Annotated in this window: 17 protein-coding genes and 1 tRNA gene; 7 read left to right on the top strand and 11 right to left on the bottom strand. The window is 72.1% G+C overall.

What is annotated here, in order from left to right:
• Positions 1-229 precede the first annotated feature (229 nt).
• Positions 230-1033, bottom strand: coding sequence for an exodeoxyribonuclease III (locus IH09_RS16260; RefSeq protein ID WP_052856984.1), 804 nt, complete (start codon positions 1031-1033; stop codon positions 230-232).
• Positions 1034-1756: 723 nt separating this feature from the next.
• On the opposite strand from IH09_RS16260, the gene IH09_RS16255 reads away from it, so the two are divergent.
• The 4 genes from IH09_RS16255 (at position 1757) to IH09_RS16240 (ending at position 5144) form a co-directional block, all read left to right on the top strand.
• Positions 1757-2233, top strand: a complete 477-nt coding sequence (locus IH09_RS16255) for a GNAT family N-acetyltransferase (RefSeq protein WP_052856983.1) — start codon at positions 1757-1759, stop codon at positions 2231-2233.
• 319 nt (positions 2234-2552) lie between these two features.
• Positions 2553-3479 (top strand): ATP-binding cassette domain-containing protein, encoded by a 927-nt coding sequence (locus IH09_RS16250; protein ID WP_052856982.1) that lies wholly within the window; start codon positions 2553-2555, stop codon positions 3477-3479.
• Entirely contained in the window at positions 3476-4576 is a 1101-nt protein-coding gene (locus tag IH09_RS16245) for an ABC transporter permease subunit (RefSeq protein WP_318279472.1), read from the top strand. Before IH09_RS16250 ends, IH09_RS16245 begins: the two co-directional genes overlap by 4 nt.
• Before the next feature lie 172 nt (positions 4577-4748).
• On the top strand, positions 4749-5144 hold the full coding sequence (locus IH09_RS16240) for a GntR family transcriptional regulator (RefSeq protein WP_052856981.1): 396 nt from the start codon (positions 4749-4751) through the stop codon (positions 5142-5144).
• Between the two features lie 224 nt (positions 5145-5368).
• Here the strand turns inward: IH09_RS16240 and IH09_RS16235 are convergent, their stop codons facing one another.
• Both IH09_RS16235 and IH09_RS16230 read right to left on the bottom strand, forming a co-directional pair.
• Entirely contained in the window at positions 5369-6694 is a 1326-nt protein-coding gene (locus tag IH09_RS16235) for an ATP-binding protein (RefSeq protein ID WP_052856980.1), read from the bottom strand.
• A gap of 12 nt (positions 6695-6706) precedes the next feature.
• Positions 6707-7150, bottom strand: a complete 444-nt coding sequence (locus tag IH09_RS16230) for a hypothetical protein (RefSeq protein WP_052856979.1) — start codon at positions 7148-7150, stop codon at positions 6707-6709.
• 366 nt (positions 7151-7516) lie between these two features.
• Between IH09_RS16230 and IH09_RS16225 the strand changes: the two genes are divergently transcribed.
• Entirely contained in the window at positions 7517-8302 is a 786-nt protein-coding gene (locus IH09_RS16225; protein ID WP_052856978.1) for a MerR family transcriptional regulator, read from the top strand.
• 123 nt (positions 8303-8425) lie between these two features.
• On the top strand, positions 8426-9745 hold the full coding sequence (locus tag IH09_RS16220; protein ID WP_052856977.1) for a glycosyltransferase: 1320 nt from the start codon (positions 8426-8428) through the stop codon (positions 9743-9745).
• 129 nt (positions 9746-9874) lie between these two features.
• Here the strand turns inward: IH09_RS16220 and IH09_RS16215 are convergent.
• The 7 genes from IH09_RS16215 to galU all read right to left on the bottom strand — a co-directional run bounded on the left by IH09_RS16215 (position 9875) and on the right by galU (position 15182).
• Positions 9875-9947 (bottom strand) — tRNA-Ala (locus IH09_RS16215).
• Positions 9948-10022: 75 nt separating this feature from the next.
• Positions 10023-11093, bottom strand: a complete 1071-nt coding sequence (gene sepX / locus IH09_RS16210) for a divisome protein SepX/GlpR (RefSeq protein WP_052856976.1) — start codon at positions 11091-11093, stop codon at positions 10023-10025.
• Between the two features lie 151 nt (positions 11094-11244).
• Positions 11245-11841 (bottom strand): GNAT family N-acetyltransferase, encoded by a 597-nt coding sequence (locus IH09_RS16205; protein ID WP_052856975.1) that lies wholly within the window; start codon positions 11839-11841, stop codon positions 11245-11247.
• 14 nt (positions 11842-11855) lie between these two features.
• On the bottom strand, positions 11856-12356 hold the full coding sequence (locus tag IH09_RS16200) for a MogA/MoaB family molybdenum cofactor biosynthesis protein (protein ID WP_052856974.1): 501 nt from the start codon (positions 12354-12356) through the stop codon (positions 11856-11858).
• The gene (gene moaC / locus IH09_RS16195) at positions 12353-12835 is read right to left on the bottom strand and encodes a cyclic pyranopterin monophosphate synthase MoaC (RefSeq protein WP_052856973.1); all 483 of its coding nucleotides are present in this window, start codon (positions 12833-12835) and stop codon (positions 12353-12355) included. The genes IH09_RS16200 and moaC overlap by 4 nt, the downstream gene beginning before the upstream one ends.
• A 124-nt stretch (positions 12836-12959) precedes the next feature.
• Entirely contained in the window at positions 12960-14276 is a 1317-nt protein-coding gene (gene glp, locus IH09_RS16190) for a molybdotransferase-like divisome protein Glp (RefSeq protein WP_052856972.1), read from the bottom strand.
• Between the two features lie 3 nt (positions 14277-14279).
• On the bottom strand, positions 14280-15182 hold the full coding sequence (gene galU / locus IH09_RS16185; protein ID WP_052856971.1) for a UTP--glucose-1-phosphate uridylyltransferase GalU: 903 nt from the start codon (positions 15180-15182) through the stop codon (positions 14280-14282).
• Between the two features lie 80 nt (positions 15183-15262).
• Between galU and IH09_RS16180 the strand changes: the two genes are divergently transcribed.
• Complete coding sequence (locus tag IH09_RS16180) at positions 15263-15931, top strand: 5-formyltetrahydrofolate cyclo-ligase (RefSeq protein WP_110952347.1); 669 nt, start codon at positions 15263-15265, stop codon at positions 15929-15931.
• A gap of 72 nt (positions 15932-16003) precedes the next feature.
• On the opposite strand, the gene IH09_RS16175 is transcribed toward IH09_RS16180, so the two are convergent.
• A complete protein-coding gene (locus IH09_RS16175; RefSeq protein ID WP_052856969.1) occupies positions 16004-18841 on the bottom strand; it encodes a penicillin acylase family protein in 2838 nt (945 codons plus the stop codon).
• Positions 18842-19014: the final 173 nt, after the last annotated feature.

Raw genomic sequence — 19014 nt, 5'->3', positions numbered from 1 at the left:
CCGCGACGGTCCTGCCCGACGGGTACGCGCCCCCTGAGCCCAACTGGCGCCACACCAGACCGGACAGGCCGCGAAACGATACGAACGAAGCAGCAACAGGAAACAGAAACAGCCCCGGACACCAATCCGGGGCTGCTCACCAGCGGGCTGCACGACGCGTCCGGTCAGACACCAGCCATTCAGACATCACCAGGAGACATCCGGAGACATCGCACGCCGCCGGACGTCATCAGGAATCGAACGTCACCGTGACGGGAGCATGGTCCGACCACCGCTGGTCATAGCTCTCGGCCCGTTCCACGGACGCCTTCACCGCGCGCGCGGCGAGGCCGGGGGTGGCCATCTGGTAGTCGATGCGCCAGCCCGCGTCATTGTCGAAGGCGCGGCCGCGGTAGGACCACCAGGAGTACGGGCCCTCGACCCCCGGGTGCAGGGCGCGGACGACGTCCACGTAGCCGCCGTGGGCCCCGTCGAGGACATCGGTCAACCAGCCGCGCTCCTCCGGGAGGAAGCCGGACTTCTTCCGGTTGGCCTTCCAGTTCTTCAGGTCGGCTTCCTGGTGCGCAATGTTCCAGTCGCCGCAGACCAGTACCTCCCGCCCGTCCGCCGCGGACCGCTCCCGCAGCGCGACGAGGTACGGCAGGAACTCCGCCATGAAGCGTTCCTTCTCCTCCTGCCGCTCCGTACCGACCTCACCGGACGGCAGGTAGAGGCTGGCCACGGTCACACCGGGCAGATCGGCCTCGACGTACCGCCCGCTGCCGTCGAATTCCGCCGACCCGAACCCCACCTGGACCCGGTCCGGCTCTCGCCGCGTGTAGAGCGAGACCCCGGCCCGCCCCTTGGCCGCGGCCGGGGCGTGCACGGTGTACCAGCCGTCGGGCTCGCGCACCTCGTCGGGCAGCTGGCCGGGCTCGGCCCGTACCTCCTGCAAGCACACGACATCGGCGTCGGTCCCCGCCAGCCAGGGCACGAACCCCTTCGTGGCCGCGGCGCGCAGCCCGTTCACATTCACGCTGGTCACCGTGTGCAAAACGCTCTCCTATCCCAACCCGAGGGGGGACGGATCGCTCCTCGTCCCCGGAGCCAGGCTGCCACAGGGGTGGACCCGCACGGCAATGCCGTGGTCGGTTCGCTCGAAGACGAGGCGTCGCGCGAGCAGTGGTAGCGCATCGCGGGAGGTGCAGGACAGGCGAGCGGGCGCTCACTCGTTCGGATGGCCGGCGGGGTACCGGGGCGTCGGGCGCGGCCGGGGGCGTCAGGCTGGCCGCTGTCCATGCCGCCGGCGAAAGGGCCGCCCATGTCACCGCCACCCGAGTGTCCGGATCCGGCGTGCGGCCGCCGTCTCCTGTGGAAGGACACGACGCACACCAAGCACGGGCCGGAGTTCTGGAAGTGGACGTGTTCGGGGTGCCGGAGGCAGTACGAGCCCACCCACCACGACCGTCGGCGGTACGCACACGCCGCCCCCGGCCCGGCCGCCGCGGCCCCGGTCGTGCACAGCAGTCCCGGGCCGCCGCAGCCGCCTCGGTAGTCCGGCCGCCGACGCCGACCCGGCGAAGACGACCGCCGCCCCGTCCGTACCGGTCCGCCCCGTCCGTACTGGTCCGCCCCGTCCGTACTGGTCCGCCCCGCACCGGGTCCGCCGGACTGCCAGGTCAGCCGTCGCCACCGGCCGATGGCGACGGCCCCGGTGGGCCGGGATTCCCGCCGGCCTCATCGCCTCCCCCGCCCGTACACCCGTACGCTTTCCGGAATGGAGATACTCGCCGTCCGCTATGACCACCCCGACGCGGTCAAGCTCGATGAACTGGTCCAGCAGGAGTACGTCCGGCGCTACGGCGACGGCGACCTGACGCAGCTGGACGCGGAGATGTTCGCACCGCCCAACGGCACGTACCTGATGGCGTACGAGGACGGGCAGCCGCTGGCCACCGGCGGCTGGCGGGTGCAGGAGGACGCGGTGGAGGGATACCGCGTGGGCGACGCCGAGATCAAGCGGATGTTCGTGCTCCCGCAGGCCCGCGGCCGGGGGCTGGCGCGGCGGATACTGGCCGCTCTCGAAGCGGACGCGCACGCCGCGGGCCGTATCCGCATGGTGCTGGAGACCGGCACCGAGCAGCCCGAGGCGATCGCGCTCTACGGTTCCAGCGGCTACCGCACGGTGGAGAAGTTCGGGTACTACCGGACGTACGAAGAGAGCATCTGCATGGCCAAGCCGCTGACCGGCTGACGGGGCGACCGGCCGCCGGGGCGGCTGGCGGGCGATCGGCAGACCCGGCTGGTGGACCCCGCCGGGGCACGCAGGCGGGACCGGCGGCGACCGGGCGAGGCCACGGCCACACCGGACGCCGCCACCCACCGCCCCGTAACCCCCTGCCTCGCCATCCCCCGACCCACGCCCCTCCCCCAGCCCCTGGCCCGGCCCCCCGACACCGGGCCGCCACCCCCTCGGCTGACGAAATCCACCCGGTCCCCCGAGTCGTTTGACAGGCATCCCGGCCGCTCTCCATACTCATTCCACTAATCAACTAGCTAAAGGGGGGATCCGGGTGAGCGACCCGAGCCCATGGGCGATCGAGGCCGACGGCCTGGGGAAGCAGTACCGCCGCGGCTGGGCGTTGCGGGACTGCTCGTTCCGGCTCCCGGCCGGGCACATCTGCGCCCTCGTGGGCCCCAACGGCGCGGGCAAGAGCACGTTCCTGGGTGCCGCGACCCGGCTGGTGCAGCCGACGACCGGCACGCTGCGGCTGTTCGGGGTGCCGGTCTCCGACCCGGCCGTCCTGGAGCGGGTCTCCTTCCTCGCCCAGGACAAGCCGCTCTACCCGCGCTTCACCGTGGCCGAGACGCTGCGGCTGGGCCGTGAGCTGAACCCGCGCTGGGACCAGGCGCTGGCCGAGCGGATCGTGCGGTCCGGAAACGTGCCCCTCACCGCCCGGATCGGCACCCTCTCCGGCGGCCAGCGCACCCGCGTCGCCTTCGCGCTCGCCTTCGGCAAGCGGCCCGATCTGCTGCTGCTCGACGAGCCGATGTCCGACCTCGACCCGCTCGCCCGGCACGAGATGTCCGGGCTGCTGATGGCCGAGGCCGCCGAGCACGGCACGACCGTGCTGATGTCGTCCCACATGCTCTCCGAGATAGAGGACATGTGCGACTACCTCATCGTCCTCGCCGAGGGCCAGTTGCGGATGGCGGGCCAGACCGATGTCCTGGTACCCGCGCACATGCTGGTGACCGGTGTGGCCGTGGACGGCGGTGTGCCCGAGGAACTGCGCAGCCGGCACACCCTCGTCGAAGCCCGCGTCACCGGGCGGCAGTTCAGCGCCCTGGTCCGGCCGCAGGGCCCGCTCTCCGACAGCTGGGAGGCGATGTCGCCCAGCATGGAGGAGGTACTGCTCGCCTACCTGCGCTCACCCGACGCACCCACCCTGATCTCGGACGAGGCACGGTTCGACGGCAACCGGGAGACAGCGGCGTGAGCGGCGGGAACAGCGGGAGCGGTACGAGCAACACGGCCGGCAGGAGCGGAACGAGCACCATGGACGGTACGGGCGGCACCCTCGGCAACGGTACGGGCGGCAGGGCGAGCACACCGGCGACCGGAGGCGCGGCACCCGCCGCCGCCCCGGAGCGCCGCCTGCTGCGCGGTCTCCCCTGGCTGGTGTGGCGCCGGCACCGTACCGCCCTGAGTATCGGTCTCCTGGTCACCCTCGGTGCCTGCGCGCTCTTCGCGTATGAGCGCATCGGGGTCATGGATTTCCTCGACGCCAAGGGAAGTTCGCCCGACGCCAAGGGCGAACTGCTCATGGAGTTCCAGGACAAGTTCAACTCGATGTTCAGCAGCGACACCAGTTTCCTCCAGTTCGTGCCCGCCCTCGTCGCCATCTTCTTCGGCGCGCCGCTGATCGCGAGCGAGCAGGAGCACGGCACCGTCAAGCTGGTCGCCACGCAGTCGACCGGGCGCGGCCGGTGGATCGCGGCCACGCTCGGCCTGCCGCTGGCCATCGCGGTGCTGTGCACCGTGCTGCTGTCCGCCGCCTTCACCTGGCTGTGGTCACCGGCCCGCGAACTGGCCATGTTCGGCGACTGGCTGGGAGGCGGCGCTTTCGAGAGCACCGGCCCCGTCCTGGTCGCGATGACCCTCTTCCTCACCTCCTGCGGTATCGCCTTCGGCATGCTGATCAAGCGGGTGGTGGCGGCGATGGTGGCCACCGCCGTCTTCTCCGCGGCAACGTCCCTCATCTGGACCGAGAAGGTACGCGTCCACCTCGGCACACTGCGCAACTACACCTACCCGTTCGACGGCGAGGGCCCCGTCACGCCGCGTGGCTCCATACAGATCGACGACTGGCTGGCGACCGCGGACGGCAAGCTCTTCGGCATCAACACCTGCACCTCGCCCGAGGCCACCGCCGACGCGTGCCGGGCGAAGCTGGGCATCGTCAACCGGGTCATCCAGTACCTCGACTACCCACAGATGGCGGGGATGCAGTGGCTCGGAGCGGGAATCCTGCTGGCGCTGACCGTGCTGGTGCTCGGCTTCGTCCTATGGCAGGCCCACCGGCGGCCGCTCTGAACGGCGCCGGGGACAGAGACGGGTACGGGACACCCGCTGCCCCGCGCCCGGGACCGGACGGCGCTTTGACACCCGGCACGGGCGGCCCGATCATCAAGCGGTCGGGCCGGACGGTCCCGGCAAGACGGACAGCACGGACAGCACGGACAGTGCCGGCCGCAGAGGCAGGAAGGTGGTGAGCGCCGTCGAATTCCGCATCGACCGCCGCAGCGGCGTCGCCACCTACCTCCAGATCGTCCAGCAGGTCCAGCAGGCGCTGCGGCTGGGCATCCTGGTGGAGGGCGACCGGCTGCCGACGGCCGCACAGGTGGCCGCCACGACCAAGGTCAATCCGAATACGACGCTCAAGGCGTACCGCGAGCTGGAACGCGAGGGCCTGGTCGAACCGCGGCCGGGGCTGGGCACCTTCGTCAGCCGTACGCTCGCCCGCCCCCAGTCCGCGGCGGACGCGCTGCTCCGCGAGGAACTGCGCTCCTGGATGGACCGGGCCCGCACCGAGGGCCTGGCCCGCGAGGACGTACAGGCGCTGGTGAACTCCGTGTTGCAGGACCGGTATCCGGATCGGTGACGGGCATCCGGGCCGGTGACCGGCATCCGGCCCGCGACCGCCATCCGGCCCGTGACGGCCGGGGCAACCCCAGCCAGGCGCAGGGGCAGGCACAGCGGCAGGGTTAAGAACAGAGGCAGGCGGCGCAAGGACGATCGTGGGGACACGGCGGGCATCAGCTCGCGGTGTCCCCGCCCCCTTTTTCCGGCCCGCACCCCTTTACCGGCCCGCGCCCTCCTGCCGGCCTACCGGCCCGCGCTCCCCTCCCCCGCGTCGCCGCCTTCGCCCTCGCCCTCCACCGTCTCCGTACGCAGCGATCCGGTCAGGTCGAGCGTGGCCTCCGCGCCGCCGCCGGGCGGGTTGGCGAAGGCCAGCCGGGCGCCCAGCACGCGCGCCTGGCCGGCCGCGATCGTCAGCCCCAGGCCCAGCCCCGGACCGCCCGAACCGCCACAGGTGCGGAACCGCTGGGGCCCGTGCGCCAGCAGCGCCTCGGGGAACCCGGGCCCGGCGTCCCGCACCCGCGCCACGCCGCCCTCGATCTCGACGGCCACCGGCGCGGCGCCGTGCCGCAGCCCGTTGCTGATCAGATTGGCGAGAATCCGCTCCACCCGGCGCGGATCGGTCTCCACCAGCCCCTCCCGGAGCACCCGTATCCGCACGGGCGGTGCGGGCGTGTCCGGGGCACCCGCCGCGCCACCCGTACCGCTCCCGCGGCCCGCCCCGCCCCCGTACACCGTCGCCGCGACCGCCCGCCGGGCCAGTTCGCTCAGCGGCCGGAGTTCCCGGTCCGCCTCTTCGGTGCGCGCGTCCAGCCGGGCCACCTCCAGGACGTCCTCCATCAGCCCCCGCACGTGCTGCGCCCGTTCCTGGACCATCTCGGTGGGGCGGGACGGCGGCAGCAGACCGGCCGCCGCGACCAGCCCGGCGACCGGGGTCCGCAGCTCGTGCGCGATGTTCGACGTGACCTCGCGCTCGGCCTGGAGCCGGGCCGCGAGCGCCTCGGCCATGGTGTTCACCGCCCTGGTGAGCTGCCCGATCTCGTCCTTGCCGGTGAGCGGCAGCCGCGCGCTCAGCTCCCCCTGGGCGATCCGCTGGGCGGTCGCGGCGGAGGCGGTCAGCCGCCGGCCCAGCCGGTGCGCGACCAGCAGGCCCACCACACAGCCCAGCCCCGTACCGGCTGTCCCGGCCACCCACAGAATCCGGTCCAGCCCCGCTACCGTCTCCTCTTCCTTCAGATACGTGCGCTTGAGCGCGACGACGTCGGAGCCGAGCGGGCTGGCCGCCCACAGATTCGGCGTCCGGCCGCTCGTATCCAGATAGACGCCCCGTTTGCCCTGCTCGACCACCTTCCGCAGCGGCGGCGGCAGATCGTTCGGGTTGATCAGTGCCCGCCCGCTGTCCACCCCGGCCGCCCGGTCCTGCACCGCGGTCTGCAACCGCCCGTCGAGGGAGCCCGCGGCGATGTCGAGCTGCGCGTTCACCGTGTGGTGGTGGACGAGCAGGCCGACGAAGACCGCGACCACCGCGGCGGTGGCCGCGATGGCGAAGCCGATCTTGGCGCGCAGACCCATCCCGTCCCCGTCCTAGAACTCGGGGGTGTGCAGGCTGACCCTGCCCAGCTCGGCGGCTTTCGCACCGCGCAGTTCCGGCGCGACGACACCGGCCCGGGAGTAGTACGCGTGGGCCTCCTGCCGCTGCACTCCGCTGAGGGTGACCTTCACGCGGTACGGCTTCTCGGTGCATTGCGGCATGCACCAGGCCCCCCGGAGATCACCGGTGGCCTCCGCGGTGGGCCCGCCCCAGTCCGTCCAGTGCAGCCCGGACACCATGGTGGACTCGTTCAGCGCGAAGGAGTCGGGGCGCTTCACCGGCCGCCCCTCGTCGTCCGCCATGTAGACGGGGCCGGCGGGTATGGAGGGCGAGATGGCCGGGCCGATGACGCGCAGCCCGTGCGGTTCGGCGCAGCCGGCGAGCAGCCAGGCGGCGAGAACCGTGATGACGCAGACGGTCGCGGTGGATGATCGCACGGAATCCTCAGGCAGCCGGACGGGGCATGGGTACACAGGATCGACGGGCCGTTTCCAGACAAATGTATCCGCGGTCCACCCGAAGCGGGGGCGGTGTCCGGCGTTGCCCCGGTCACCTCTCCCATACCGCATCTCATCACTTGATTTCAGCCAATAAGTCGACATATCTCCCACCTCCCTGCCTTGCCCCGCTCCCGCTCACTCCGTCCCGCCGCCCTCGCGTCGTAACGGAACGGGCTTGACCCTCACCCCACGTCAGGGCGCAGCCTGAACGACGACACGGACGCACGGCGCGGACACACAGCACGGACGTACGGCGGGCGGGCGGCGGCCCGGCGGCCCATCGACGACAGGAAAGGCGCTGCCATGGGCTACTCGGTCGGGCAGGTCTCCGACTTCGCGGGGATCACGGTGCGCACCCTGCACCACTACGACAAGACCGGGCTGCTCTCGCCCACCGAACGCAGCGCCGCCGGCTACCGCCGCTACAGCGACGCCGACCTCGCCCGGCTCCAGCAGATCCTCTTCTACCGTCAGCTCGGCTTCGGCCTCGACGAGATCGCCACCATCCTGGAAGACCCGCAGGCCAACGCCCTAGGGCACCTGCGCGCCCGGCACCGTCTCCTCAACCGGCAGATCGCCGAACTGCACCGGATGGTCGAGGTCGCGGAGCGGGCCATGGAGGTCCGGCGGACCGGTGTGGAGCTGACGCCCGAGGAGCGGTTCGAGGTCTTCGGAGAGATCACCTTCGACCTCAGTTACGCCACCGAGGCCGATCAGCGATGGCAGCACAGCGAGGGGTACCGGCACGCCATGGCACAGGCCGCCGCGCACTCCAAGGAGGACTGGGCGCGGCTCATGGCCGAGGCTGCCGCCTGGCGGCAGCGGCTGACCGCCGCGTTCGACGCCGGGGAACCCGCGACCGGCGAGACCGCGAGGGACCTCGCCGAGGAACACCGGCAGCACATCACCCGCTGGTTCACCCCCTGCCCCACCGATATGCACGGCCGCATCGCGGACGATTTCGCCGCCGACCCACGCGCCTTCGCCCTGGTCGTTCCGCCGGCCGAACAGCGGCCCGGCCTCGCCCCGTACCTGCGGACGGCCGTACACGCCAACGCCGCACACCGGTCACCCACCCGGAACACCTGACGGCCGCCCTGCGCCGCCGCCCACCGGCGACGGCCGGCACCGACCGACGTCCACACACCCGCAACCAACCCCTCACCCCCACTCCCTCCCATTCCCTCAATCAAGGTTGATGGTCGAAGTCCGATGAAGATCCTGATCACGGCCGCCGGCTCGTACGGTGATGTCGCCCCCTACACCGGTGTCGGCGCCGGACTCCGGGAGGCCGGTCACGAGGTCACGCTCGCCACCCACGACACCTACGCCCCTCTCGTACGGGCCGCGGGACTGGCGTTCCGCCACCTGCCGGCCGACCCGCGCACCGCCCGCCCCGACCCCGACCGGGCATCGGCGCCCGCCCCCCACGGCAAGCGGGACCTCATGCGCAAGGCCGCCGCCTTCATCCAGGAACTGGGCGGCGGGATCGCCGAAGCCGCCACCGCGGACACCGAACTCCTCCTGCTCTCCACCACCACGGCCCCGCTCGGCCTGCACCTCGCCGAGGCGCTGGACATCCCGTCCCTGAGCCTGGCGCTCCAGCCCAACGCCCCCACCGGCGACTTCGCACCGGTCATCAGCGGCGGCCGCTCGCTGGGCCGCTGGGGCAACCGCGCCATGGGCCGCCTCTCCCTGCGCGTCATCGACCGCCTCTACGCCGGCGCGGTCCGCGACCTCCGCACCCGCCTCGATCTGCCGCCCGCCACACCCCGTACGGTCCGCCGCCGCGCCGAAGCCGCCAACCGGCCGGTCCTGTACGGCTTCAGCGAGCTCCTGGCACCCCGCCCGAAGGACTGGCGCAGCGGCCTGGACATCGTCGGAAACTGGTGGCCCTGGCACGCCCCGGACGCCCAACTCCCCTACTCCGTAGAGGACTTCATCGCCGCAGGACCGCCCCCAGTCTTCCTCGGCTTCGGCAGCATGGCGGCCGGCGACGGCGCGCGCCTGAGCACCCTCGCCGTACGGGCCCTACGCCGCGCCAAGGTCCGCGGCATCCTCCAGTCGGGCTGGGCCGGGCTGACCCCCGGCACCGAGGCCCACCCCGACATCCTCACCGTCGGCGAGGTGCCGCACGCCCTCCTCTTCCCCCGTATGTCCGCGGTCGTGCACCACTGCGGCGCGGGCACCGCGGCCGCCGGACTGCGCGCCGGAGTCCCGACCGTCCCCGTACCGGTCACCGCCGATCAGCCCTTCTGGGCGGCCCGGCTGGCGGCCCTGGGCGCCGCCACCGCCCCGATCCCCTTCAAGGACCTCACCAAGGGCCCCACCGACACCCCGGACCGCTCCGACAACCACTCCGATATCCACTCCGAAGAACCCGACGAGCGCGCCGTAGCCCGCCTCGCCGAGGCCATCACCCGAGCCACCACCGACCCCGCCCACCGCGAACGAGCCACCGAGGCCGCCCGCCACCTCGCCACCGAGGACGGCACGGCCAAGGTCTCCACGGCCGTCGCCCGCCTGCCCTGAGACCACCCCGGCCGACGGGCCCGGCCGGGGCGGCGGGCCGGGCCCATCGGACACAGCTACCGCACGTCACCACGACACAACGCGAAAGAACCCCTCCCGGATCTCTCCAGGAGGGGTTCTGACGTGCAGTGGACCTGAGGGGACTCGAACCCCTGACCCCCTCGTTGCGAACGAGGTGCGCTACCAGCTGCGCCACAGGCCCTTGCGATGAGTGAAACTCTAGCATCTCGATCGCGGTGCTCGGTAATCGCTTCCGGTGCTGGTCAGCGGAGGGGCTTCACTCGTTTGCGGCACGCGGGCGGTCTTCGTTCTCGTACTGGTCGAAGAGGGGGGTGCGGCCGCGGGTGCGGCGGTCGGGGGTGGCGGGGCGGGCCTGGGGGGCGGTGTCCGGCTTGGGGTGGTCCGGGGCGGCGCTGGAGCGGGCGGAGCTCCAGGCGTCGTCGGCCGCCAGGTCGACGTGGCTGGTGGCGCGCGGGGCGACCGGGGCGGTGACGTAGGTGGGGAGGGGGACCGGGACCGGCTCCCAGCTGCCGGCGGCGGGGCGCGGGCGCTCGCGTTCGCGCTGCTGGTCGACCCACTCGGCGTGGTCGGTCTCCTCGACGAGGGCGCGGCGGCCCGCGGTCTGCGCGGGGGGCGCGGCGCGGGCGGGTTCCGGGGCGGGTTCGGCGGCGGTGTCAGCGCGGGCGCCGGCCCGGTGGTCGTCGGACGGCGGCTGGTCGGCCGCCTGCGGAGGGTGGGCCCGGCCCTCCCGCAGTCGTTGCGCTGCCGCCTCCGCCTTGCGCTGGTCCATGGTGAAGGTGAAGCGGCGCCGCTCCTGGGTGCGGAGGTAGACGATGTAGGCGCTCAGGAGGAGGGCGGGCAGGGCGGGCGCCCAGAGGAAGGCGATGCCGCCGACCGCGGCGACGACGGCGCCGGCGGTGAAGGCGAGGAAGAGGACCGTGGTGGTGCGCCGGCGGCGGGCCAGGACCTTGGCGCGCTTGGTCCGCTCGGCGGCGGAGGGCCGCGGCGGGGCGGCCGTGACGCGGGCCCGGGGGTGCGTGTGCGGTTCCGGGGCGGGGGTGCGGACGGCGGGGGCCGGTGTGGGGTCGTCGAAGGACCGGACGTCGGCCGGACCGGCCGCGGCGTCCGGGTGCTGCTCGTCGCCCGCATCGTCGGCAGGGCACTCCCCCTGCCCCTTGGCGTAGCGGCGTTGCATGGCCGCACGTCCGGACAGGAGCCGGATGGCAGTGCTGAAGCGCTCGGTCGGACGCGCCTCGTTGAGCTCGTCCTGCCTACGGAGCCACATCGGCACCAGGTAGGCGGCCCAGGCCCCGACGATGACTGCGTAGATGAGGCCGCTGCTTCTCACGACTCACACGGTAGAGGGGTTTGCGTGGGGCCATCCGCCAATTGGGCCGGTGTGTCGCACGATCTGGCTGATATCTCGAACTTTTTTTGTGATTGTTGAGATCAGCAGCCCGCAAATGTGGTCATTCGGTGGACAATTTCGAACACGCATTTCATTTGTGGGATGCGCTGTGGTGCCAGCGGGCGAGCAGCCCTTCGGGCACCTCTTCCGCGGTCAGCGCGAATACCGCGTGGTCACGCCAGGCGCCGTCGATGTGCAGATAGCGCGGCCGCAGGCCCTCCTCGCGAAAACCGAGTTTCTCCACGACGCGGCGGCTGGGGCCGTTCTCCGGCCGAATGCAGACCTCGATGCGGTGCAGTCCCATGGAGCGGAAGCAGTGGTCGACGGCGAGCGCCACGGCCGTCGGCATCACGCCACGGCCGGCCACTTCCTGGTCGACCCAGTAGCCGATATGGCCCGAGCACATCGATCCCCAGGTGATGCCGGCGACCGTCAGCTGTCCGGCGAGCCGGCCGCGGTAGTCGATGACGAACGGCAGCATCCGGCCGGCGTGCGCCTCGGCCCGCAGATGGCGGACCATCTGGCGGTACGTGGGCCGGTGCGGTGCGGGGACGCCCGGCGGGGGCGGCGGGATGGTCGCCTCCCAGGGGCGCAGCCAGTCGCGGTTGCGGCGGTTGACCTCGCGCCAGAGCCGCTGGTCACGCAGCTTTATCGGCCGGAGGGTGGTGTCCTGGTCCGTCAGGGCCACCGGCCAGATCGCGTTCAGCTCGGGCTCCCGGCCGGTCCGGGGTGGTCGCCGCCGCGGAGCTGGTCGACGGCGTGCGGCAGCAGACCGGCGAGGACGGCGAGGCCGTCGCGTACGCCGCCGGCCGAGCCCGGGAGGTTGATGATCAAGGTCGTGCCGGCGACGCCGGCCAGGCCGCGGGAGAGCGCCGCGGCGGGGAGCTTCGCCCGGCCGGCCGCGCGGATCGCCTCGGGGATGCCGGGGACCTCGTAGTCCAGGAGCCGGCGGGTGACGTCGGGGGTGCGGTCGGTGGGCGAGATGCCGGTGCCGCCGGTGGTCAGGACGACGTCGTAGCCGGCGGCGACGGCGGCGCGCAGGGCGGCCCCGACGGGGTCGCCGTCCGGGACGACTTGCGGTCCGTCGACCGTGAAGCCCATGGCGGTCAGGCCCTCGGCGAGCAGCGGGCCACCCCGGTCGGCGTAGACGCCGGCGGCGGCGCGGTTGGAGGCGGTGACGACCAGGGCGCGGGGGCCGGTCACGGCCGGGTCCAGTCGCCGGACGCGCCGCCGGTCTTCTCCTCGACGCGGACATCGGTGATGACCGCGGCCTTGTCGACGGCCTTGATCATGTCGATGAGGGTCAGGGCGGCGACCGAGACGGCGGTCAGCGCCTCCATCTCGACGCCGGTGCGGTCGGTGGTCTTGACCGTGGCCGCGATCTCGACCGCGTCGTCGGTGACGGAGAGGTCGACGGTCACGCCGGAGACGGCCAGCGGATGGCACAGGGGGATCAGTTCGGGGGTGCGCTTGGCGCCCATGATGCCGGCGATCCGGGCGGTGGCGAGGGCGTCGCCCTTGGGAACGCCCTCGCCCCGCAGGAGTTCGACGACCCGCGGCGAGACCTGGACGCGGCCCCGGGCGCGGGCGGTGCGGGCGGTGACGTCCTTCGCGGAGACGTCGACCATCCGGGCGGCGCCCGCCGCGTCGAGATGGGTGAGGTGTTGCTGGCCGCTGCTCATCGTTCTCCCGGTCCGGACCGTGCCTCCTGTGGGACGCCACCGTACCCGCCGCCTCCGGGCACCAGGGGTGCCGTCCCCGGCGGCGGCGTCCGGAGGGCGGGGGGCCGGGCCGTGGACGGCGCCCCTAGCCGAGCGGGACGACGTCCACGGTGCTGCCCGCGGCGACCTCGGTGGTGTCCTCGGGGACGATGATCAGGGCGTTGGCGCGGGCGAGGGCCTTGATGAGGTGGGAGCTCGCGCCGCCGACGGGGGTGACGGAGCCGGCCTCGGGGTCGTAGGAGCCGCGCAGGAACTGCCGGCGGCCCGCGGGCGAGGCGGTGACGGCCTCGGTGCACTCGGCCCGGAGGGTCTCGCGGTGCACGTCGGGCAGCCCCATCAGGGTGCGGATGGCGGGGCGTACGAACAGTTCGAAGGAGATGTAGGAGCTGACGGGGTTGCCGGGCAGGGCGAGCAGCGGGGTGCGGTCGGGGCCGATGAGACCGAAGCCCTGGGGTTTGCCGGGCTGCATGGCGAGCTTGCGGAACTCGACGCTGCCCTCTTCGGCGGAGAGGTCGGTGAGGGTTTCCTTGACGACGTCGTACGCGCCGACGCTGACGCCGCCGCTGGTGACGAGGATGTCGGCCCGGATGAGCTGGTCCTCCAGGGTGGCGCGCAGCGTCTCGGCGTCGTCGGCGACGGCGCCGACGCGGTAGGCGATGGCGCCGGCGTCCCGGGCGGCGGCGGTGAGCTGGAAGCTGTTGGAGTCGTAGATCTGTCCGGGGCCCAACGCCTCGCCGGGCTGGACCAGTTCGCTGCCGGTCGACACGACGACGACCCGCGGGCGCGGGTGGACCCGGACCGAGCCGCGGCCGATGGCGGCGAGCAGGCCGATCTGCGGCGGGCCGAGCACCGTGCCCGCCCGCAGGGCCGACTCGCCCGCCGAGACGTCGCTGCCCCGGGTGCGGATGTGCGCGCCCGCGGTGGCGGGGCGGTGGACGCGGACCTCGCCCGCGGCGTCCTGGGGCGCGGCGCTGTGCGCGCGCATCGCGGCGGCCGGGCCCTGGCCGCTGCCGCCGTCGGTCCACTCGACGGGGACGACGGCGTCGGCGCCGGGCGGTACCGGGGCGCCGGTCATGATGCGGGCGGCCTCGCCGGGGCCGACGGCCGGCGCCTCGCCGCTGCCCGCCGCGACATCGCCGATGACGGTGAGGGCGGCGGGGAACTCCGGTGTGGCGCCCGCGACATCGGCGACCCGCACGGCGTAGCCGTCCATGGAGCTGTTGTCGAAGGGCGGCAGGGCGAGGGGGACGGTGACGTCCTCGACGAGCACACAGCCCTGGGCGTCGAGGAGTTGCAGCTCGATGGGCTCCAGCGGGTGGATCTTCGACAGGACGTCGTCGAGGTGCTCGGCCACCGACCAGACACGGTCCCGGTGGCTGCTCTGGCCAGTGGTGCCGTTCAACGTCTACATCTCCTCGGTGACATAACTGCGCAGCCAGGCCCGGAAGTCCGGGCCCAGGTCCTCACGTTCGCATGCCAGTCTGACAATGGCGCGGAGGTAGTCACCGCGGTCGCCGGTGTCATAGCGGCGGCCCTTGAAGACGACGCCGTGCACCGGCCCGCCGATCGCCGGTTCCGCGGCCAGTATCTGCAGGGCGTCGGTCAGCTGGATCTCGCCGCCGCGGCCCGGGGCGGTCTTGCGCAGCACCTCGAAGACGGACGAGTTCAGGACGTAGCGGCCGATGATGGCGAGGTTGCTGGGGGCCTCGTCGGGGGTGGGCTTCTCCACCAGGCCGGCGACCCGGACCACGTCGTCCTCGCCGGTGGGGGTGACGGCCGCGCAGCCGTAGAGATGGATCTGCGCCGGATCGACCTCCATCAGCGCGATGACCGAGCCGCCGTGCTCCTCCTGGACCTCTATCATGCGCCGCAGCAGGGGGTCGCGGGGGTCGATGAGGTCGTCGCCGAGGAGGACGGCGAAGGGCTGGTCGCCGACGTGCGGGGCGGCGCACAGCACGGCGTGGCCCAGGCCCTTGGGGTTGCCCTGGCGGACGTAGTGCATGGTCGCCAGGTCGCTGGACTCCTGGACCTTGGCCAGCCGGGACTCGTCGCCCTTGCGGTGCAGCGCCTCTTCGAGCTCGTAGTTGCGGTCGAAGTGGTCCTCCAGGGGGCGTTTGTTACGGCCGGTCACCATCAGGACGTCGGAGAGCCCGGCGGCGACGGCCTCCTCCACCACGTACTGGATGGCCGGCTTGTCGACGACCGGGAGCATCTCCTTGGGCGTGGCCTTGGTGGCGGGCAGAAACCGGGTGCCGAGGCCGGCTGCCGGGATGACAGCCTTGCTGATCCGTGGGTGCGATGGAGTCATGCGCGCCACGATAACCGGCCCGTTCGCCAGGATGACGGGTGCCCGGTCGACGGAGCGGCAGAGCGGGAGGAGAGGCGCACGTGAGCACGGACCATGAGGAGAAGCGCAGGTTGCGACGCGGGCTCCTGGAGGTGAGGAGGGCGTTGCCGGCGGATGCCGTCGCGGCGTCGGGGGCCGCGCTGGCCCGGCGGGCGCGGGAGTTGGACGAGCTGCGGACGCCGGGCGGGGCGGGTACGGATGCCGGGCGCGCGGCGTCCGGTGTGCCGCCCGCCCCGCGGACGGTCGCCGCGTATGTCTCGGTCGGGCACGAGCCTCCCACCCGGGATCTGCTGGACGCGCTGCGGGCGGCCGGGGTGCGGGTGCTGCTGCCCGTTCTGCTGCCGGACAACGATCTGGACTGGGCGGGGTACGAGGGCGCCGGGCATCTGGTGCCGGCGGGCCGCGGGCTGCTGGAGCCGGACGGGCCGCGGCTGGGCCCGGAGGCCGTGACCGGGGCCGATGTGGTGCTGCTGCCCGGTCTCGCGGTGGACGGCCGGGGGCGGCGGCTGGGGCGCGGCGGCGGTTCGTACGACCGGGTGCTGGCGCGGCTGGCGCGGGCCGGGGCGGATCCGGCGCTGGTGGTGCTGCTGTACGACACGGAGGTGCTGGCGCACGTACCGGCCGAACCGCACGACCGGCTGGTGCACGCGGCGGTGACGCCGTCGGGGGTGCACCGGTTCGCGCGGGCGGGCGGGCCCGGGGGCCGCTGAACGCCGCCGGGCGGGCCGGAGGGAGTCCGGCCCGCCCGGGGCGGTCGAGGTGGCGGCGCGGGGGCCGCGCCCCTACGGGGTCAGTGTCAGGGTGTCCTTCGCGGCGGCCTTGACGGCCTTTTCGCCGAACGCCCAGGGCAGCAGTTCGCCCTTGGCCCACTTGTCGGTCTGGTCGTAGTAGTGGGCGCTGTAGGCGTGCCCGGAGGCGCCGGTGAGGTTGATCCAGCGGGACTTGTCGAGGTCGGCGAGGTTGACGACCATCCGCATCGACGGGACCCAGGTGACCTGGTAGCCGCCCGCGGCGTTCCAGCCGGTGGCGTTGACCGCGGCCTCGCCGCCGCCGACGTTCCAGGGGCCGCGGTTGAACAGGCCCTGGAGGATGGCGGGGCCTTCCTTGCCGAGGGTCTGGTTCTTCAGGAACATCTGGTGGAGCCGGCCCCAGTTCCAGTTGTCGATGTTCTTGCCGAGCTTGGAGGTCAGCTCGTAGCGGGCGTCCTTCATGGCGTGCGCGAGGAGCTGGTCACGGTTCTTGTCGCCGGGGTGGCCGGGCCGGTCCTCGGTCTTCCACCAGTCGTTGCCCGGGTCGTCCAGGATGTTGCGGACGACCTCGTACCAGCGGTCACCGCCGTCGGGCTGCGCCTGGTCGGCGGCCCGCTCGCCGCATTCGCGTACCAGCTTCTCGCGGTCGTCGGCGGGGCCGGTCTCGCTGGCCGGGCGGACGTTGAGGCACTGGCCCTTGACGCGCAGTTCCTTGGGCATCTTGTTGCCGAAGGCGAGCTTGAGGGTGTTGCGCCAGACCGCGTTGAAGTAGGCGGCCGCGGCGGAGTCGGGCTCCTGGGTGAAGTCCCAGCCCTCCAGCAGCTGCTGCGCGGGGCGGACGTACGGGTCCTTGATGTCGATCTTCGTCAGATAGGGCGTGAGCAGCCGGGCGATCTCGCTGCTGTTGTCCTTCTGGAAGGTCTGCATATCGTCCGTCGAGACCTTGCCGCCGTCCTTGATCTTCGACTCGATGAGGTCGTTGATCCGCTGGCTGCGGGAGCCGTAGCCCCAGTCCGTGGTGAGGACGTAGGGGTACTTGTCCTCGTCGATGACGGCCTGGTTGGCGGTGACGATGAAGCCGCGCTCGGGGTTGTACTCGTACGGCAGGGACTCCTGCGGGATGTAACCGGTCCACTTGTACTTCGAGTCCCAGCCGGGCGCCGGGTAGCTGCCGTCGAAGTGGCCGTCGCCCTTGCCGCGGATCGGGATCTGGCCGGGCGCCTGGTAGCCGATGTTGCCCTTGGTGTCGGCGTAGATCAGGTTCTGGGACGGGACCTCGAAGTGCGCGGCGGCCTTGCGGAAGCCCGTCCAGTCCTTGGCGCGGTTGAGCTCGAAGACGGCGTCCATGGACTTGCCGGGGTTCAGCGCGGTCCAGCGCAGCGATACGGCGTAGCCCTCGCCGCGGTCCGGTGCGGCGTTGCCGACCGGTGCGTTCTTGCCGACGGCGGACAGTTCGCCGTCGCGGTCGGAGACGATCGGCCCGTTCACGGTGGCGCGGACGGTGATCTCGTGGCTCTCGCCGCCGGCGACCTTGATGGTCTCCTTGCGGGTCGTGAAGGGCTTCTGCTTGCCGTCGTAGAGGTACCCGTCGGCGTTGATCTTCTCCAGGTAGAGGTCGGAGACGTCCGCGCCGAGGTTGGTCATGCCCCAGGAGATGTCCTGGTTGTGGCCGATGATGACGCCGGGCATACCGGAGAAGGTGTAGCCGGCGACGTCGTAGCCGCACTTGGCGCCGACGGTCCGGCAGTGCAGGCCCATCTGGTACCAGAGCGAGGGCATCTGCGGTGCGAGGTGCGGGTCGTTGGCCAGCAGCGGCTTGCCGGTGGTGGTGTGCGCACCGGAGACGACCCAGGAGTTGGAGCCGATGCCGTTGCCGTTGGGGCCGAGCAGCGCCGGGATCTCTTCCAGGGTCTTGGACAGCGAGGAGAGCTGCGTCTGGAAGCCCTGGCCGGTGTTGTTGGCGGTGCCGGTCTGGGTTCCGTTGCCGGTCTGGGTTCCGGTGCTGTTCTGGGTTCCGGTGCTGTTCTGGGTTCCGGTGCTGTTCTGGGTTCCGTTGCCGGACTGGGTGCCGGTGCTGCTCTGGCCGTCGGTGTCCGAGTCCTTCGGCTTGAACTCCTTGGTGAGGGAGCTGACCGTGCCGCCCGCGACGATCGTCTTGTTCCGCTTGTACGGGTACTTCGGGTAGAGCTGGTCGATCTGGGCGGGCGTGAAGCGGCTGGTGAGCAGGGAGCGGTCGATCTCCTCCTGCATGTTGCCGCGCAGGTCCCAGGCCATCGCCTTGAGCCAGGCGACCGAGTCGACCGGCGTCCACTTCTCGGGCGCGTAGTCGTTCTGGAAGCCGAGGGCCGCGTACTCCAGGGAGAGCGCCGCGCCCTGATGGTCCTTGAGGTAGGCGTTGACGCCGTCGGCGTAGGACTGGAGGTACTTCTTGGTGTTCGGCGACAGCTTGGTGTCGTACTCCTTCTGCGCCACCTGGTGCCAGCCGAGGGTGCGCAGGAACTCGTCGGTCTTGACCTGGCTCTTGCCGAACATCTCCGAGAGCCGGCCGGACGTCATGTGGCGGCGCACGTCCATCTCCCAGAAGCGGTCCTGGGCCTGGACGAACCCCTGCGCGCGGAAGAGGTCCTCGTCGGTGTCGGCGTAGATCTGCGGGATGCCGCTGGCGTCGCGCGTGACATCGACGGGGCCGGTCAGACCGGGGAGCTTGAGGGAGCCGGTGGTCTGCGGCAGCGAGGCGCGGACGGTGCCGACGCCCCAGTACGCGCCGGAGCCGATGCCCGCCACGAGCAGAACCACGACCGTGAGCAGGACGAGGCGGCCACGCCGCCCCTTCTTCTTTTTGGGGGCTGGGCCGGACTTGTTGGCGGGCATCTCTGTCCTTCGAGGGGCAGGGTGGGAGTGCTGGAGCAACCATAGGCGCACGGATTCGGTGACCCCCACGCGGAGCCACCGCGAGCACATCCAACTTTCAAGCAATGGTAAATTGTTAGTCTCAGTAACTAGATACGGTAAGGAATACCCGCCCCGGAACCGTGCGAGGAAGG

The sequence above is a fragment of the Streptomyces celluloflavus genome (assembly GCA_000720995.1).
Taxonomy (GTDB): domain Bacteria; phylum Actinomycetota; class Actinomycetes; order Streptomycetales; family Streptomycetaceae; genus Streptomyces; species Streptomyces celluloflavus.
This window is presented reverse-complemented; position numbering and strand designations above follow the sequence as displayed.

What these genes read in the sequence shown, in the direction of transcription:
- IH09_RS16225 (WP_052856978.1), top strand. Translation starts at nt 7,517, where the DNA reads ATGGGCTACTCGGTCGGGCAGGTCTCCGACTTCGCGGGGATCACGGTG.
- IH09_RS16235 (WP_052856980.1), bottom strand. Translation starts at nt 6,694, where the DNA reads ATGGGTCTGCGCGCCAAGATCGGCTTCGCCATCGCGGCCACCGCCGCG.
- galU (WP_052856971.1), bottom strand. Translation starts at nt 15,182, where the DNA reads ATGACTCCATCGCACCCACGGATCAGCAAGGCTGTCATCCCGGCAGCC.
- IH09_RS16255 (WP_052856983.1), top strand. Translation starts at nt 1,757, where the DNA reads ATGGAGATACTCGCCGTCCGCTATGACCACCCCGACGCGGTCAAGCTC.
- IH09_RS16175 (WP_052856969.1), bottom strand. Translation starts at nt 18,841, where the DNA reads ATGCCCGCCAACAAGTCCGGCCCAGCCCCCAAAAAGAAGAAGGGGCGG.
- moaC (WP_052856973.1), bottom strand. Translation starts at nt 12,835, where the DNA reads ATGAGCAGCGGCCAGCAACACCTCACCCATCTCGACGCGGCGGGCGCC.
- IH09_RS16220 (WP_052856977.1), top strand. Translation starts at nt 8,426, where the DNA reads ATGAAGATCCTGATCACGGCCGCCGGCTCGTACGGTGATGTCGCCCCC.